Origin of the sequence: Pseudomonas shirazensis (assembly GCF_014268785.2) — a bacterium.
GTDB lineage: Bacteria > Pseudomonadota > Gammaproteobacteria > Pseudomonadales > Pseudomonadaceae > Aquipseudomonas > Aquipseudomonas shirazensis.
On sequence record NZ_JABWRD020000001.1, the window covers coordinates 1250339 to 1266059 of the forward strand.

At 59.3% G+C, this 15721-nt stretch carries 15 protein-coding genes; 12 read left to right on the forward strand and 3 right to left on the reverse strand.

Annotated elements, in window-relative coordinates; translation table 11 throughout:
• Positions 1-3 precede the first annotated feature (3 nt).
• The 10 genes from HU736_RS05370 (at position 4) to HU736_RS05415 (ending at position 11411) form a co-directional block, all read left to right on the forward strand.
• Positions 4-2646 carry a T6SS effector BTH_I2691 family protein gene (locus HU736_RS05370; RefSeq protein WP_217862377.1) on the forward strand — a complete coding sequence of 881 codons (2643 nt, stop codon included), beginning with the start codon at positions 4-6 and terminating at the stop codon, positions 2644-2646.
• On the forward strand, positions 2646-3887 hold the full coding sequence (locus tag HU736_RS05375) for a DUF6708 domain-containing protein (protein WP_186701003.1): 1242 nt from the start codon (positions 2646-2648) through the stop codon (positions 3885-3887). Before HU736_RS05370 ends, HU736_RS05375 begins: the two co-directional genes overlap by 1 nt.
• A 24-nt stretch (positions 3888-3911) precedes the next feature.
• Positions 3912-5294 carry a hypothetical protein gene (locus HU736_RS05380; protein WP_186701002.1) on the forward strand — a complete coding sequence of 461 codons (1383 nt, stop codon included), beginning with the start codon at positions 3912-3914 and terminating at the stop codon, positions 5292-5294.
• Entirely contained in the window at positions 5294-6481 is a 1188-nt protein-coding gene (locus tag HU736_RS05385) for a DUF6708 domain-containing protein (protein ID WP_186701001.1), read from the forward strand. Before HU736_RS05380 ends, HU736_RS05385 begins: the two co-directional genes overlap by 1 nt.
• On the forward strand, positions 6447-6704 hold the full coding sequence (locus tag HU736_RS05390) for a PAAR domain-containing protein (protein WP_103437512.1): 258 nt from the start codon (positions 6447-6449) through the stop codon (positions 6702-6704). The genes HU736_RS05385 and HU736_RS05390 overlap by 35 nt, the downstream gene beginning before the upstream one ends.
• Positions 6705-6772: 68 nt before the next feature.
• On the forward strand, positions 6773-7456 hold the full coding sequence (locus HU736_RS05395; protein ID WP_186701000.1) for a class I SAM-dependent methyltransferase: 684 nt from the start codon (positions 6773-6775) through the stop codon (positions 7454-7456).
• Between the two features lie 137 nt (positions 7457-7593).
• Positions 7594-8574, forward strand: a complete 981-nt coding sequence (locus HU736_RS05400) for an aliphatic sulfonate ABC transporter substrate-binding protein (protein ID WP_186700999.1) — start codon at positions 7594-7596, stop codon at positions 8572-8574.
• A gap of 18 nt (positions 8575-8592) precedes the next feature.
• On the forward strand, positions 8593-9954 hold the full coding sequence (locus HU736_RS05405) for an LLM class flavin-dependent oxidoreductase (RefSeq protein WP_186700998.1): 1362 nt from the start codon (positions 8593-8595) through the stop codon (positions 9952-9954).
• Between the two features lie 136 nt (positions 9955-10090).
• Positions 10091-10927: a bifunctional allantoicase/(S)-ureidoglycine aminohydrolase gene (locus HU736_RS05410; RefSeq protein WP_103437516.1), complete on the forward strand. Its 837-nt coding sequence runs from the start codon at positions 10091-10093 to the stop codon at positions 10925-10927.
• A 157-nt stretch (positions 10928-11084) separates the two neighbouring features.
• Complete coding sequence (locus HU736_RS05415) at positions 11085-11411, forward strand: hypothetical protein (RefSeq protein ID WP_186700997.1); 327 nt, start codon at positions 11085-11087, stop codon at positions 11409-11411.
• A gap of 16 nt (positions 11412-11427) precedes the next feature.
• Here HU736_RS05415 and HU736_RS05420 read toward each other — a convergent pair whose 3' ends face one another.
• The 3 genes from HU736_RS05420 to HU736_RS05430 form a co-directional block, all read right to left on the reverse strand.
• Positions 11428-11694: a DUF1652 domain-containing protein gene (locus tag HU736_RS05420; RefSeq protein WP_186700996.1), complete on the reverse strand. Its 267-nt coding sequence runs from the start codon at positions 11692-11694 to the stop codon at positions 11428-11430.
• 216 nt (positions 11695-11910) lie between these two features.
• On the reverse strand, positions 11911-12795 hold the full coding sequence (locus HU736_RS05425; protein ID WP_186700995.1) for a pirin family protein: 885 nt from the start codon (positions 12793-12795) through the stop codon (positions 11911-11913).
• 108 nt (positions 12796-12903) lie between these two features.
• Positions 12904-13785: a LysR substrate-binding domain-containing protein gene (locus tag HU736_RS05430; RefSeq protein WP_101319788.1), complete on the reverse strand. Its 882-nt coding sequence runs from the start codon at positions 13783-13785 to the stop codon at positions 12904-12906.
• 156 nt (positions 13786-13941) lie between these two features.
• Here HU736_RS05430 and HU736_RS05435 point away from each other — a divergent pair, with 156 nt between their 5' ends.
• Positions 13942-14343 (forward strand): MerR family transcriptional regulator, encoded by a 402-nt coding sequence (locus HU736_RS05435; protein WP_103437520.1) that lies wholly within the window; start codon positions 13942-13944, stop codon positions 14341-14343.
• 20 nt (positions 14344-14363) lie between these two features.
• Positions 14364-15263 carry a hydroxymethylglutaryl-CoA lyase gene (locus HU736_RS05440; protein ID WP_186700994.1) on the forward strand — a complete coding sequence of 300 codons (900 nt, stop codon included), beginning with the start codon at positions 14364-14366 and terminating at the stop codon, positions 15261-15263.
• Positions 15264-15721 lie beyond the last annotated feature (458 nt).

Sequence of the window (15721 nt, forward strand, 5' to 3'; positions counted from 1 at the left end):
ACCATGATCAGCATGGACAAGCTCTTCGCTATTAATCAGGCTGCCTGCGACGCCCTCAGCGTGCCGCTAGCCGCAGGCCCTGCAGTCAGCTGCACCCGCACTTTCACCATTCTCCCGCTGCGCTACGCCGCCGTCGGCGGCAACTCCGGCTTGCGCGAGCGCCTGCCGCAATTGCCAGACAACCTGCATCACGCGCATCAGGCTGGCGCCTTGGCTCAGGCTGCCTACGCGATACGGCCACTGCGTGAAGGATTCCTTTACGTCATGGAAGCTCGCCGAATAGGCAACAGGTTGTTATTTCTTGACCCGTTCCGCATTTCGGCAGATGGCTCACTGGCCATCACCAGCTTCGATGATCCCTGGCAAGCCCCGCCGGCCTCGCTGACGGCGCAGGACGTGATGCGCAACCTGGCATGGGCTCTGACTATCCACGATGTGGATGACCTGGTCGGGCTGCGGCTGTTCTACAGCCCTGACCCACTGAGCAGAGCTACGCTGATGCGGCTGTTCCACCAGGCTTCCAGCTTGCCGGCCGTGAACGTGGCCAAGTATGCCGCCCCTTCCTGCTCAGTCCCTGAGTCCCATGTACTGACTTACGGTCAACTCGACCTGGTGGCCGATTTCGCCGCAGAGAACGATCCAGACCTGCGCAAGATGCTTGACGCACAGCTATCTTCGACGCCGAAGATCATGTCGCTGGTGGCCTCTCGGCAGATGCTCAAGCCAAAGCCAAACAGCGATACGCCGCGAGGTATCGCCATCGTGGTCGAGGACGCGATCGGCATTACCCAGGATCTCAATGCCTGGCGCAACGCGGGCCTGGAACACCTCAAAGGCTGGCTGGAAACCACCACGCCCGGCGCGGAACCAGACCAGCCGGGGATCAGCAACGAGCGCAAGGTGCTGGTGGCACAAGCGTTCACTCAACTGCACGCCGAGTTCAGTGAGCGCAAGGTCGGCGCCCTGCTGAGCCGCCATACCCAGACCCTGCGTGAGTACCTGACAGACGGCGAACAAAGCCTGCCGCCCGGTCAAACCCGCGAATGGTGGGCGCAGACACGCGAAGGCATTCTTGAAGTTGATGCGCAGTTCAAGCGCAAGGATCTCGAGGCGCGTGCTGCCACTGGCGAGTTTGCCAAGGCTTTCGAAGAGCGCTACTTGCCAAGGGTCGATCTGCCCGCCATGCACGTTCAGCTGGGCTGGTTCGAGACCGTCAGCCGCGAAGCGCAACGCCAGGCTGATGCTCGGGCAGGCGACCACCTGATGTGGCTGCAACATCCGCGACTGCTTGCAGCGCTGGATCTCTATGACCAGGAAGACCTCACCAGCGGTCTGTGCTTTGCGCACCAGACCGGCCTCTGCGTGCTGGGTATGGAAGGCACCGTCAAAGGCGCGCAATTGCTCAGCCGCTGGTGGCAGAGCGGTGAAGTTGAAGCGAGCAACTTGGCTATGCGCGCTTATGTGTTCAATCAGAAATCGGTTGCCGAGGTACTGGCAAAGACCCAGAGCGATATGCGCATTCTCCAAGGGCTAGCGGACGACTGGCAAAGACTGGAAACCGCACTGCAACAAGCCAAGGCACTGGCGGCGCAATTCAGCGCAATCGACGGTCATTTGGAGCAGTTAGCCCAACATGGCCACGTCAATACTGCCGGCGCACTGGCCTGGATTGGTCATCTAGGGCGTGAAGCCCTGAGCGCCGGTGCGCCCAACGCTGTGGACCGAGCACTGCATCGGCGTCTGGTAACCCTCCTCACTGCTTCGCTGGGTGAGCAAGCCCTCAACCTGCGCATGGCCGAACACGCCCAAGCCGGCCACACCCCCTCACCGGGCCGCGTTGCCGCACCGATCATGCGCCGGCTTGATCAGGCCTATGTCGACAGCCTGAGCGGCGCGCACAGCAACAGCTTCTACCGCCTGAGGGTCAGCAGCGCGCTGCTGTTGCTGGAAGCGAGTCTGTTGCTGCTGCAAGGCAGGCGAGAAGATAAGGATCGACGGTTCTGGAGCGAGGTGGCTGCGGGGGCGTTGACGAGTGCGGCGGCGGGGATGGAGTTGTTGGCGGTGGGGACAGAGAAGGTGTTTGGCGAGTTTGGTAACGGCTCCGCGATTGGGCGTGGATCAAGGATCAGCTTGGGACGTTACCGGTTTTGGGGAGCGGTTATGGCAAGCGCTGGCGGGCTCGTGAGTATTTGGTGGGATATAGATGATGCTTTACAGGTAACTGACAAGCTGTTTCTACCCCGCTCGAGAAGAAACCTGCTGTCCAGCGCATACATAGCCCGAGTGTTTGCGACTTCCACAATGCTAGCAGGGCAGGGTGGATTGGCGTTTGCTCAAGCCAGCGCCTACTTTAGATGGCGGGCGATGTCCCGGCAGGCGTCATCAGTTGCAGACCTCTTTAATTATCTTTCCGGACTATCTACACGCGTAGCCTCTCATCAAGGTGCCACTCTCCTATTTGGTAGAATGATCTGGATAGGTGGGGTTGTTGTGATAGCTGCAAGCGTCCTGATTTTTATTTTAGATGAGGATGCATTAGAAAAATGGTGCGTCAAGAGTTGCTTCAGTCGAATCGACGGGAAGAGGTTCGGTAATAATGGCGAAGAGCTTTCGGAATTATTTAACGCCATTCAAGGCGTGCTGTAATGTATTTTCTTGAATGGTTGTCGTGGCAGGGCATGCTGGAAACTCCAGCCGCTAGAAGAAATGACAGCGCGAGTGATCAACTACATAAAAAACCGCGAAACGCTCCTTACGAGAGCGATATCACGGAAGAACATATCGCTTCCCGATTAAGTGTAAGCACTACACCTAGGACAAGAGGTCCAGTCTTCGCCTGTAGCAATCATGTATTGGAGCTTCGCTGCGGTCTGTGGGAAGCCAAAAGAGGATTGCTCACCATTCTGACGGCTACCGTCGTACGGGTGCTTTCAGGTTTCTTGTACATCCTTGTCACACTTTCCATTGAACACGTTAACGCCGTATTGGAAAACACCGGAGAGCAGCACTGGAGTACTGTACTTTTAATAATAGCGTTAGGCTTTCTTACGCTAGCAGGAGGGTATCTTTACTTGAAGTACGGCCTGCGCTTTACCCGCCTCGAAATGTTCACCTCCCGGCACATGCTAATCAGATTCAATCGCACGACTCAGCAGGTCCATCTTCATAGACCAAGTTATTGCGGAGGTATTGTCACTTTGCCTTGGGAGGGTGTTATTTATTCCGGGATCAACTTGAAATCCAATGCTGCAGGGATGGGTATTCCATTAAGCCTCCACTGGCCGGTCAGCGTAACCGGTACTTTGCACCCAGAGTTCGCTTTCGTCGGCAAGATGTGCAACACCTCATCTGAAATGCACGACGAGTGGGAATTCATCCGCCGTTTTATGGAGTCAGGCCCTGACGGCCTCCCGCGCCCACGAATTACCTCACACTTCCCTTGGCCATGGCAGGCATTCACTCCGCAGTTCGAGGGGCTTACCCACTACTTTCGTCATTCTTCGCGGATCATCAAGTTAGGCCTTGTTCTTATCTCGCCCGCCTTTCTCATCCTCGGCCTAAGCCACTGGCTAAGCCTGCTGCTGTGCTGGAAACCGCGCTGGCCAAAAACCATCCGCGAAGCAGGGCTACCCGGAAAACCCATCCCGCCGCTAACCACTTTGGCCGACAGGCCGCCTCATATCCAGGAACGCCTGCGTCAGAACGCCCATCTTTGGGCCATCCGCCCGGGCCAGCGGCCGGCGAAAAAACCACGGAACCCCCGCCGTCGCCCCAAGGCCGATTCCGCGTTATCGCCAGCCGGAGCTTCTAGCCGGAATGAGACAAACGCCTCGGCACAAACTCCCTCCCCCGATCAGGGAATTGAGCGCTATGACAGTGAGCGTTGAAACAAATTGCGCAGGTACCACCTGATGTGGCTGCAGCATCCCAGACTGCTTGCAGCGCTGGATCTCTATGATCAGGAAGATCTCACCAGCGGTCTGTGCTTTGCGCACCAGACCGGCCTCTGCGTGCTGGGTATGGAAGGCACCGTCAAAGGCGCGCAATTGCTCAGCCGCTGGTGGCAAAGCGGCGAAGTTGAAGTGAGCAACTTGGCCATGCGCGCTTATGTGTTCAATCAGAAATCGGTTGCCGAGGTACTGGCAAAGACCCAAAGCGATCTGCGCATTTTCCACGGGCCAGCGGACGAATGGCAAAAACTGGAAACCGCACTGCAACAAGCCAAGGCACTGGCGGCGCAATTCAGTGCAATCGACGGCCATTTGGAGCAGTTAGCCCAACACGGTCACGTCAATACTGCCGGCGCACTGGCCTGGATTGGTCATTTAGGGCGTGAAGCCCTGAGCGCCGGTGCGCCCAACGCTGTGGACCGAGCACTGCATCGGCGTCTGGTAACCCTCCTCACTGCTTCGCTGGGTGAGCAAGCCCTCAACCTGCGCATGGCCGAACACGCCCAAGCCGGCCACACCCCCTCACCGGGCCGCGTTGCCGCACCGATCATGCGCCGGCTTGATCAGGCCTATGTCGACAGCCTGAGCGGCGCGCACAGCAACAGCTTCTACCGCCTGAGGGTCAGCAGCGCGCTGCTGTTGCTGGAAGCGAGTCTGTTGCTGCTGCAAGGCAGGCGAGAAGATAAGAATCGACGGTTCTGGAGCGAGGTGGCTGCGGGGGCGTTGACGAGTGCGGCGGCGGGGATGGAGCTGTTGGCAGTGGGGACAGAGCAGGCACTGGCATCTCTTGGCCGGAGGAGTGCCTCGGCGAGGGGAGCGAGTATCAGTCTGGGGCGGTATCGAATATGGGGCGCGGCCTTAGCCGGTGCTGGTGGGCTTGTAAGCATTGCTTTGGACGTAGCAGATGTGATCAATACAAGTAGAGGTGCCACATCCTCCAAAAACAGAAGAACAAGTTTAACCGCCGCTTACGCCATAAGAGCCGGGGCGACATCCGCCTTGATCTTGGGCCAAGCAGGCGCTGCATTCGCACAAGCTGGGCCTTTATTTGAATGGCTCGCACTCAGAAATACAGGACAGAAAAGAGCATTTTTGCAAGTAATGGTAAAGCTTTCAGCCCAGCTCGCCGCCAACAGAGCGGCAAACTTGTTGCTGAGCAGGATGATATTCAGAGGTGGATGGGTAATTCTCGCAGCTACAGCGCTAATCGTGATCATTGATGATAACGCTCTCGAAAAATGGTGCAGCAGATGCTGCTTTAGAATTGACGCAGTAGATAGGGGCTATGAAACTGACCACGAAGAGCTCTCAGAGCTATTCAGCATTGCACACGAGGATATGTAATGTATCTTATTGAATGGCAGATGTGGATGCTTTTAATTGATCGAGCACATAGCACTGACCCCAAAGCCAAAAACAGTGAATCCGCATCACAGCTGGTTTACGCTTCTGATGAAGAGAAGGATGTTCAAGCGGCACGGCAAAAAGCCAGCAGCAGGCCAAAAATGAGAGGCCCTGTATATAAATATTCAGATCACATCTTAGAGGCTCGCGCTGGAGCTTCCGAAGACAAACGGGGGCTGATAAGCATACTTTCAACTATGGTGATCGCTCTGATCATATTAGGCACTGTGGCCACAGCACACTACGCAACTGAATTGATCTCTAGCATCGCTAACGTCGACAGCACCATTGATGGTCACGCATTATTTTTGGTGACATTTTTTCTGGCGCTCACCTCCTGCTATACAGCAGCATATCTTAAATATGGGCTTAAAATCACGCGCCTGGAAATGTTCACCTCGCGGCACTTACTGGTTCGATTCAACAGACTCACCGGCCAGGTCCACCTCCACCGTCCTTTATACTGCGGTGGCGTGGTGACCTTACCATGGCACGGAATTACATCATCGGCGGCACCAGGCGGCAACGGCGGAGCTCTCACGCTTTCTCTCTTCTGGTCATCCCAAACTACCAAGATGTTATATCCGGAAATTGTATGGATCGGGAAAGTTTCCACTAACCCTCATGAAATCCAGGCCGAATGGGAGTTCATCCGCCGTTTCATGGACGAAGGCCCTGAGGGCCTCCCCCGCCCACGCATCACTTCACATTTCCCTTGGCCATGGCAGGCATTCACTCCGCAGTTCGAGGGCCTTAGCCATTACTTCCGGCATTCTTCGCAGATCATCAAGTTAGGCCTTGTTCTCATCTCGCCCGCCTTCCTCATCATCGGCCTGGGCCACTGGCTAAGCCTGCTGCTGTGCTGGAAGCCGCGCTGGCCAAAGATCATCCGCGAAGCAGGACTGCCCGGTAAACCCATCCCGCCGCTAACCACCTTGGCCGACAGGCCGCCTCATATCCAGGAACGCCTGCGTCAGAACGCCCATCTTTGGGCCATCCGCCCGGGCCAGCGGCCGGCGAAAAAACCACGCGCTACCCGTAGGCGAGCCAAGCCCGGCAACCAGTCCACTACAGACAAGGAGTCCTCCACCGATGAAACCCATCGTGCTGATCGGCCACAAACATAACTGCCCAATTCACGGCACCGGCGAAGTGGTCTCGGGCACCTCTGCGACAATGGTCGGCGGGCGCGAGGTTGCTTGTGTTGGCGACCGCATAAGCTGCGGCGCCGTCATTGCAAGCGGCTCGCCAAGTTATGCCATCGCAGGCAAGGCCGTGGCGCGACTTGGGGACACCACTGACCATGGCGGCACGCTGATCGAGGGCGACAGCGGCTGGCTGGTCGGATGAAGTATCGATGTCATTGGGCCCAGTGCACCGCCTAAGCTTGTACCTATCTGTCACTGCCGGAGCCAGCCATGCCCTCCCCTGACCCTGCAACCCGCCTCCAGCAAAGCTGGCATGACAACGCCCACGCCTGGATCGAAGCCGTGCGCAGTGGCAGCATCGAAAGCCGCCGCCAGGTCACCGATCAAGCGATCCTGCTGGCCATCCTGTCACGCCAGCCACAGCGGGTTCTCGACCTCGGCTGCGGTGAGGGATGGCTGTTGCGCGCCCTCACTGCTCGGGGTATCGAAGCTGTAGGCGTGGATGGCGACTCAACCCTGGTCGAGGCCGCACGCGCAGCCGGCTCATCACCCGTCCACCACTGCAGCTACGAACAACTCGCCAGCGGCGATGTGGGACTGGGCAAATGCTACGACGCGATTTGCGCCAACTTCGCACTGCTTCATCAGGACATCATCCCGCTGCTGAGCGCGATGACCACCTTACTGGCTCCGGGCGGCGTGCTGGTGATCCAGTCGCTACACCCATGGAGCGCCGCCAACGGTGATTATCAAGATGGCTGGCGTGAAGAATCCTTCGCTGGGTTCGAGGGTGATTGGAAGCCGATGCCGTGGTATATGCGCACGTTGACAAGCTGGCTCGCGGCGTTGGACATGGCCGGACTAACCCTCCTCCAACTACGGGAACCGCAGCATCCACAAAATCCCGTGCCGCAATCGCTAGTGCTGGTCGCAGAGCTGAAACACAAGGGATAACGCTCAAACCCTATAAACACAAAAGGATATAAAAAGAACAAAACAATCTAACAAAATGGAATTAAAAAATTGAAAGCCCTGAGCCGCCTCCCTTACGCTGGAGCCCACATTCCAGCCTTCGCTCAGGAGCACCCGCCTTGTCCAACCGTGCCTTTTCTACTCTTCGCCGTCTCTTGCTCGGCGGCCTGCTGGCCAGTGTAGTCAGCTCCATACTGCCTTGGTCACAAGCCATAGCCGACGATGCCAAGACCTTGCGTATCGGCTACCAGAAATTCAACAGCGTAAACATCCTTAAGGGCACGGGCGCCTTGGAAAAGGCGCTCGCTGCACAGGGCGTGAAGGTCAGCTGGCACGAATTCGCCGCCGGTCCGCAACTGCTAGAAGCGCTGAGCACCGGTGCGATCGACCTGGGTCACGCCGCTGATGCACCGTCGGTGTTCGCCCAGGCCGCTGGCAAGCCTGTGGTCTATCTGGCGGCTGAACAGCCCTACCCGCGCGGGATTGGGCTGGTGGTACGCGAACAGGATCACATCACCAGCGTGCAGGAGCTCAAGGGCAAGCGAGTTGCCACTGGCCGCGGCTGGAATGCCCAATACCTACTGGCCGTCGCGTTGCAGCAAGCTGGCTTGAGCTATCAGGACGTTACCCCGGCATACGTCAACAACGCCGCCGATGCCGTCGCCGCGCTGCAATCGGGTAGCGTGCAGGCTTCGACGCTGTGGGACCCGTTCCTGGCAGCAGCCGAGCAGCAACCGGGCTTGAAAAACCTGCGCGATGGCAGCGGCCTGACCAACAACCGGACCTTCTATCTCTCCACCGCAAGCTTTGCCGACCAGCACCGCGAATGGCTGAAGACCTTCTTCAGCGAGCTGGCCAAGGTCAGCCAGTGGGCCAATGCCCAGCCAGCCGAAGTCGCCAGCCTGCTGGCCCCGCAACTGGGGATCAAGCCCGAAGTGCTGGAAGTGGCCAGCGAGCGGCGCAACTACAACGCCGTGCCGATTACCCCAGCCATCGTTGCCGAACAGCAAAAACTGGCCGACACCTTCCAGGGCCTGGGGCTGATCCCGCACAAGTTGAACGTAGCTGACGCGGTGTATCCGACCGCCGTCCTGCCCTGACGCCAAGGAACGCCTCGCATGCCCCGCCCGATTCGCTTCAACGCCTTCAGCATGAACGCCGCCAGTCATCAGTCCCCCGGGCTGTGGCGCCACCCACGCAATGCCAGCGTGGCGTTCAACCGGCTGGATTACTGGACTGACCTGGCTCGTCTGCTTGAACGTGGCCTGTTCGACGCGCTGTTCATTGCCGATGTCATGGGCATCTACGACGTCTACCAGGGCGGGCCCGAAGCGGCCCTGCGTGGTGGCGTGCAGGTCCCGGTCAACGATCCCCTGCTGCTGGTCCCGGCCATGGCCGGGGTCACCGAGCATCTGGGCTTCGGCGTGACCTTCTCGTTGACCTACGAGCACCCGTACCCGTTCGCCCGCCGCATGTCGACCCTGGACCACCTGAGTAATGGCCGGGTCGGCTGGAATATCGTCACTGGCTACCTGGACAGCGCTGCACGCAATCTTGGCCTGGCTCGGCAGTTGGGCCATGACCAGCGCTATGACTTGGCCGATGAATACCTGCAGGTGCTGTACAAGCTCTGGGAAAAAAGCTGGGATGACGATGCCGTATTGCTGGACCGCGAATCGGGCCGCTACATCGAACCCTCGCGGGTCCATCCGATTGGCCATCACGGCGAGCACTTCCAGGTCCCTGGGATGCACCTGTGTCAACCCTCGCCGCAGCGCACGCCTGTGCTGTTCCAGGCCGGCGCCTCCGCGCGCGGTCAGGCCTTCGCTGCAGAGCACGCCGAGTGCGTATTCATCAGCGGGCCGACGCCGACGGTGCTGCGCCGTTATGCCGAGGGCGTGCGCCAGGCCAGCGCTGCGGCAGGACGCGGCCCTGGCGAGGTGCTGATTTACGCGCAGGCGCTGTTGATCGTTGCGGACGGCCAAGAACAAGCGCAGGCGCGCTTTGCCGAGTACCGCAGCTATGTAGATCTCGACGCCGCCCTGGCACTGCTGTCCGGCTGGACCGGCATCGACTTCGCCGGCCTCGATCCGGATGCGCTGATTGAATACGTCGAGAATGATGCGGGTCGCGCAGCCCTGGCCGCCTTTACCGCAGCCGACCCAAGCCGGCAGTGGACGGTGCGCGAAGCTGCCGAATTCATCGGCCTTGGCGGGCGCGGCCCAGTCTTGATCGGCTCCGCCAGCGAGGTTGCCGACCAACTGGAGCGCTGGATCGACCAGACCGGTGTCGATGGTTTCAACCTCACTTACGCCGTACAACCGGATGATTTGAGCAATGTCGTCGAGCTGCTGGTTCCGGAGCTGCAGCGGCGCGGCCGCTACCCTTTGGCCTACGCGGAAGGCACTCTGCGTCACAAGCTGTTCGGCCAGGGTGATCGCTTGCCGGAACAACACGCAGGGCGCAAGGTGCGTATTTAGTAATCGAATAGCGGGTATTTCAACATTTAATTTGTGGATGGCTGTGCACGGCCCCTATCCTGTCCGTGCATCCCCTGCGGCGCACCGGCCGGTGCGGTTTCCGGCACGGGGAGAGAACAACAAGTCGAGACTGTCCATGTCGAACCATTCCTACTTCGCCCCTCACGGTGGGCACCCCGCTCAAACCGAGCTGCTGACTGACCGTGCCATGTTCACCGAAGCCTATGCCGTTATCCCTAAAGGCGTGATGCGTGACATCGTCACCAGCCACCTGCCGTTTTGGGACAAGATGCGCATGTGGGTTATCGCTCGCCCTCTGAGCGGTTTTGCCGAAACCTTCTCGCAGTACATCGTTGAAGTTGCCCCGGAAGGCGGCAGTGAACGTCCAGAGCTGGACCCGAATGCCGAAGCGGTATTGTTCGTGGTCGAGGGTGAAATCGACATCACCCTGCAGGGCAAGCATCACACCCTGGCTCCTGGCGGTTATGCGTTCATTCCACCAGGCGCCGAGTGGAGCCTGCGTAACCACAGCAAGGCCAACGTCACCTTCCATTGGCTGCGCAAGCATTACCAGCGCGTCGAAGGCCTGGATATTCCAGAAGCGTTCGTCACCCACCGCGACAATGCGACCAAGATCGAGATGCCGGGCACCAACGGTGGCTGGATCACAACGCGCTTTGTCGACATGGCCGACATGCGCCATGACATGCACGTCAACATCGTCACCTTCCAGCCCGGCGGCGTGATTCCGTTCGCCGAGACGCATGTGATGGAGCACGGTCTGTACGTGTTGGAAGGCAAAGCCGTGTATCGCCTGAACCAGGATTGGGTCGAGGTCGAAGCTGGCGACTTCATGTGGCTGCGGGCGTTCTGCCCGCAAGCTTGCTATGCCGGCGGCCCGGGTCCGTTCAGCTACCTGCTGTACAAGGACGTCAACCGTCATGTGCACCTGACACTCAATCCGCAGCGCTGAATTTCTTCAGATTGAGTGAAGGTACAACGGGGCTGCTCAGCAGCCCCAACATGCCAAACCGCACTTCATTCTCAACAGACGTTCAATTAAATGAACGTCTGCCCGCCTCCAGCTTCAATATCCTGATACAAGCCTAAGCCATTCAGGAGCCTTCAAAATGCCCGCGTCCGAATGCCCACCCGAGCACCGCCCAGCCAGCAAAAGCACCTACCGCGCCGCCAGTGCCTGCCTGGAGCTGGATTACGTCCGCGACACGCTGTTTGGCCCCGTGGCACACCGCGCCGAATGCCACGTGCAATTTGCCCCGGTTAACCTACAAGGTGCGCCAGCGCTCAGGTTGCATGTTTCGCCGCCGCTGCCGGCGAAGTTACAGAGCGCCCACAGTGTGGCGTTCAGCTTCGACGGGCGCAGCTATCACGGGGTAGTACGCCAGCACGGCAAGTGCGGCGATGGCGGGATCAATCTGCTGGTCGAACTGCAGTAACCGACACGGCCAGCGATCAGGCGATCCGCTTGGTCACGATCGGCTGCTGAGCCTGCCGTTGTTGAGCGCGAAGTTCTGCTACCAAGCCAACCAGATCGCGGCAGCTGTTAATACTGTCGATCGGCACCTCGGTCAATGTCACGCAGTCCTTAAGGCTTGGGCCCTCGCCCAGGCGGATGGTCAGGCTGGCCCCGTCAGGGCAACTGACCTCGCACCGATCAGGCAGGCAGGCCTGTTCGATGATTTGCCGCATTTCCAGCATTGAAACACCTATCAACGACATGGTACGACCCTCTTCGTGGGATGGCCTGTTGTCTTTGAGTACGCCGTCTAGGGCGAGGCGTCAGCCGATGTTGCTCGCGTTCAAGCGACGGTCCATTCGCCAGAACATCCAATACGCAGCAATCCACTAGCACCTTAGTGGAAGATCATCGGGCGGCGGCGACCGTTCGTTCTGCCAGTGGCATGGCGCGACGGGCGGTCAGGCCATGACTGGCGATCAGTGCGCAGGGCCGTGTCCGCCACCCATTTTCCCAAAGCGGCCAGCCTGATAGTCGTCGAATGCTTCGGCAATCTGCGCCTGACTGTTCATCACGAAAGGCCCATAACCGATGATCGGTTCGTCAATAGGCTCACCGCTGAGCAGCAGCAATACCGCCCCTTCCTGCGTCTCAATATGAACCCCGGTGCCGGCGCGGTCGAGCAGTACCAGGCTGGCCGGACCCGCTTCGCGCTCGCCATTGACCCTGACACTACCGCGCAGTACGACGATGGCAGCGTTACGCCCTGCGGCGACCGGCAATTGCAATGCAGCGCCGGCATTGAGGTGCAGATCCCAGACGTCCATCTCGGTAAATGTGCGCGCCGGCCCGGCGGCGCCCTCGAACTCGCCAGCGATCACCCGCAGGCTGCCGGCCTGGTCGGCCAGCGGCACAACCGGGATATTCGCTGCCAGCAGTGTCTGGTAACCCGCCGGGGCACGCTTGTCCCGCGCCGGCAGATTGACCCACAGCTGCACCATCTCCAGTGCTCCGCCGCTGCGGGCAAACGCTGGCGAATGGAATTCTTCATGGATGATGCCATCGGCAGCGGTCATCCACTGCACATCCCCCGGCCCGATCAAACCGCCGGCGCCCGTGGAGTCGCGATGCTCGACTTCGCCCTGGTAGACGATGGTCACAGTCTCAAAGCCGCGGTGCGGGTGTTCGCCAACGCCGCGCCGAGCGGTAGTGGGCGCAAACTCGTGCGGGCCGGCGTAATCCAGCAGCAGAAACGGACTGATATGCCGAGCCAGTTGGTCATAGGTAAACAGGCTGCGCACCGGAAAACCATCGCCCACCCAGTGCCCGGCAGGGGCTTGATGAACGCCCAGAATGTCTTTCATGAGAGGTCTCCTTTTTGACTGGGTACAAGCTTACCTGCGGTGATAATCGTGCAATAGACGGTGTAAACAGCACTGATTGTCTCGCTGACAGGACAATCTGCGTGCCTGTCAGATGGCATGAACCATCAGAAGCTCTGTCAGCACCTGCGCCAACGAGCGCACCATCTGCTCGGCAGTTGGCCTGTGCACTATGACAATCTCGTAGCTGTCGACCTCCGGCAAGCCGTGCTCAGTGCCCAGTACGCGGTGTTCAGCCGTCGCAGCACGCGGCGGCAGCAGGCTCACCCCCATACCATCAGCAACCGCCGCCTGAATCCCGCTCAGGCTGGAGCTGGTGAAGCTGATGCGCCAGCGCCGGCCCATGCCCTCGATAGCGTTGATCATGTCATCGCGGTACAGCCCACGCGGGGGGAAGGTCACCAGAGGAATTGGATCGAGCTCGAATGCCGGCAGCCGTGCACTGTCGATCCACTGCAGGCGCTCGGGCCAACAGGCCACCCCTTCGCGGCTGTTGCGCCGTTGTTTGAGCAGCACCAGGTCCAGCTCACCATTGTCGTAGGCTTGGCTGAGGTCGCGACACAGCCCGCTGGTCACCTCGAGCTTGACCTGCGGATGGCGCCGGCTGAAGTCAGACAGCGCATTGGTCGTGCGCCCGCCGACGAAATCCTCCGGCACCCCAAGCCGCACCGTAGTGCCGACCATCGCGCCGGCCAGGGCTTCGAGCATCTGATCGTTGAGCGCGAGCATGTGCCTGGCATAGCCAAGCAAGGTCTGTCCGGCATCGGTAGGCAACACATCACGATTGCCCCGCACCAGCAGGCGATGGCCGACCATTTCTTCCAGCCGCCTGACTTTTTGACTGATGGTCGATTGAGTCGAGTGCAAGCGCGCCGCGGCAGTGGTGAAGCTGCCGCAATCGGCCACCACAACGATCGCGCGCAACAAGTCGAGATCGAACAACGCCCTATTCGATTTAACGCTGATAGACATCGCAGAATTCAATTTATAAATGATCAGCCTCGTTTGTAGCATGCCTGCTAGCACTGAACCACCTGTGCGCATGGCAAGTACTGATTAAGCCGGGACGCCTTGACGTAAACGTCAAGGCCCCAGTAGCTTAGCGGGATAAATCTTCCGAGCCCAAGCATGAGCACCCAGACCTACAGCATCTCCGACCTGTCCCGTGAGTTGGACATCACTACCCGGGCCATCCGCTTCTATGAAGAGCAAGGCCTGATCAGCCCTGAGCGGCGCGGGCTGGAGCGCATCTATAGTGCCCGCGACAAGGTCACGCTCAAGCTGATTCTGCGCGGCAAGCGCATCGGTTTTTCCCTGGCTGAGTGCCGCGAGCTGATCGAGCTGTACGACCCGCGCGGTGGCAACTTCAAACAGCTCAACAGCATGCTGGTGAAAATTGCCGAACGCCGCGCGCAGCTGGAGCAGCAAATGCTTGATATCGAGCAGATGCACCTTGAACTGGATACCGCTCAGGAGCGCTGCGAGCAAGCGCTTGCCGCCACGCCCAAACCCTCCGACAGCACGTGCTGACTCGCCACAGGAACCCTGCCATGTCATTGCCAACACACGTTCGCCTGGTTGAAGTCGGCCCACGCGACGGGCTGCAGAACGAAGCCCAGCCGATCAGCATCGCCGACAAGGTGCGCCTGGTCGATGGCCTGAGCGAGGCCGGTTTGTCCTACATCGAGGTGGGCAGTTTCGTCTCGCCCAAGTGGGTCCCGCAGATGGCCGGCTCGGCCGAGGTCTTCAGCGCGATCAAGTATCGTCCTGGTGTCACCTACGCAGCGTTGGCGCCGAACCTGCGTGGTTTTCAAGACGCGGTTGCTGCGGGTGTCAAAGAGGTAGCGGTATTCGCCGCTGCTACCGAGGCGTTCTCACAGCGCAATATCAACTGTTCGATCAGTGACAGCCTGCAGCGCTTCGAACCCATCATGGAGGCAGCGCGCAGCCATGGCGTACGGGTGCGCGGGTACGTGTCGTGTGTGCTTGGCTGTCCTTATGAAGGCCGAGTCAGCGCCGAGCAGGTTGCTCCGGTAGCCAAGGCGCTGTATGACATGGGTTGCTATGAGGTATCGCTGGGCGACACCCTCGGTACCGGCACTGCCGGTGACACACGCAGATTGTTTGAAGTGGTCTCAGCGCAGGTGCCGCGTGCACAACTGGCCGGGCACTTCCACGACACCTATGGCCAGGCCCTGACCAACGTCTACGCAAGCCTGCTGGAAGGTATCCAGGTGTTTGACAGCTCGGTCGCCGGGCTTGGCGGCTGCCCTTATGCCAAGGGCGCTACCGGCAACATCGCCACTGAAGATGTGCTTTACCTGCTGCAGGGGTTGGGAATCGAGACCGGCATAGACCTCGACCGGCTGATCGCCGTCGGCCAGCGCATCAGCCAGGTGCTGGGGCGACCGACAGGCTCGCGTGTCGCGCGGGCCCGTAGCGCACAATGAGTCACACTAATGTCATCAATGTGTGGGCCTGGTGTTACCGCCCCCACGTTCCGCAGCGGAAATTCGGGTAACAGGGAAACAATTCGACAGAATTTCTCGCAGTGAAAAGACGCAGGAAATAGCCAAGCCGTTGATTTTCAAGGGTTTTGAAAAGTTGGCACGCCACCTGCTATATCTCTGACATAACAAGAACAAAAACGTGACACCCAATAAAAACAACAGGTAACGGCTCTGACATAACAAGAACAACACGGCAGAGGCGTAGCAAGCAGATTTTTTTGGAGTAGAACTGATTTCCTGGGGGTTAACCCCGCGGCCTGACACAGAACAACAAAACTACCTCCAGGTAGCCACAGTCACGGTCGGATCAACATGATGAAAGCAGGTCAGCGCTCAAAAAAATACGTTTGCTCTTGACCCCGCATGGGGGTTGCTCGCAGCACCGAGGCAGGCTTACA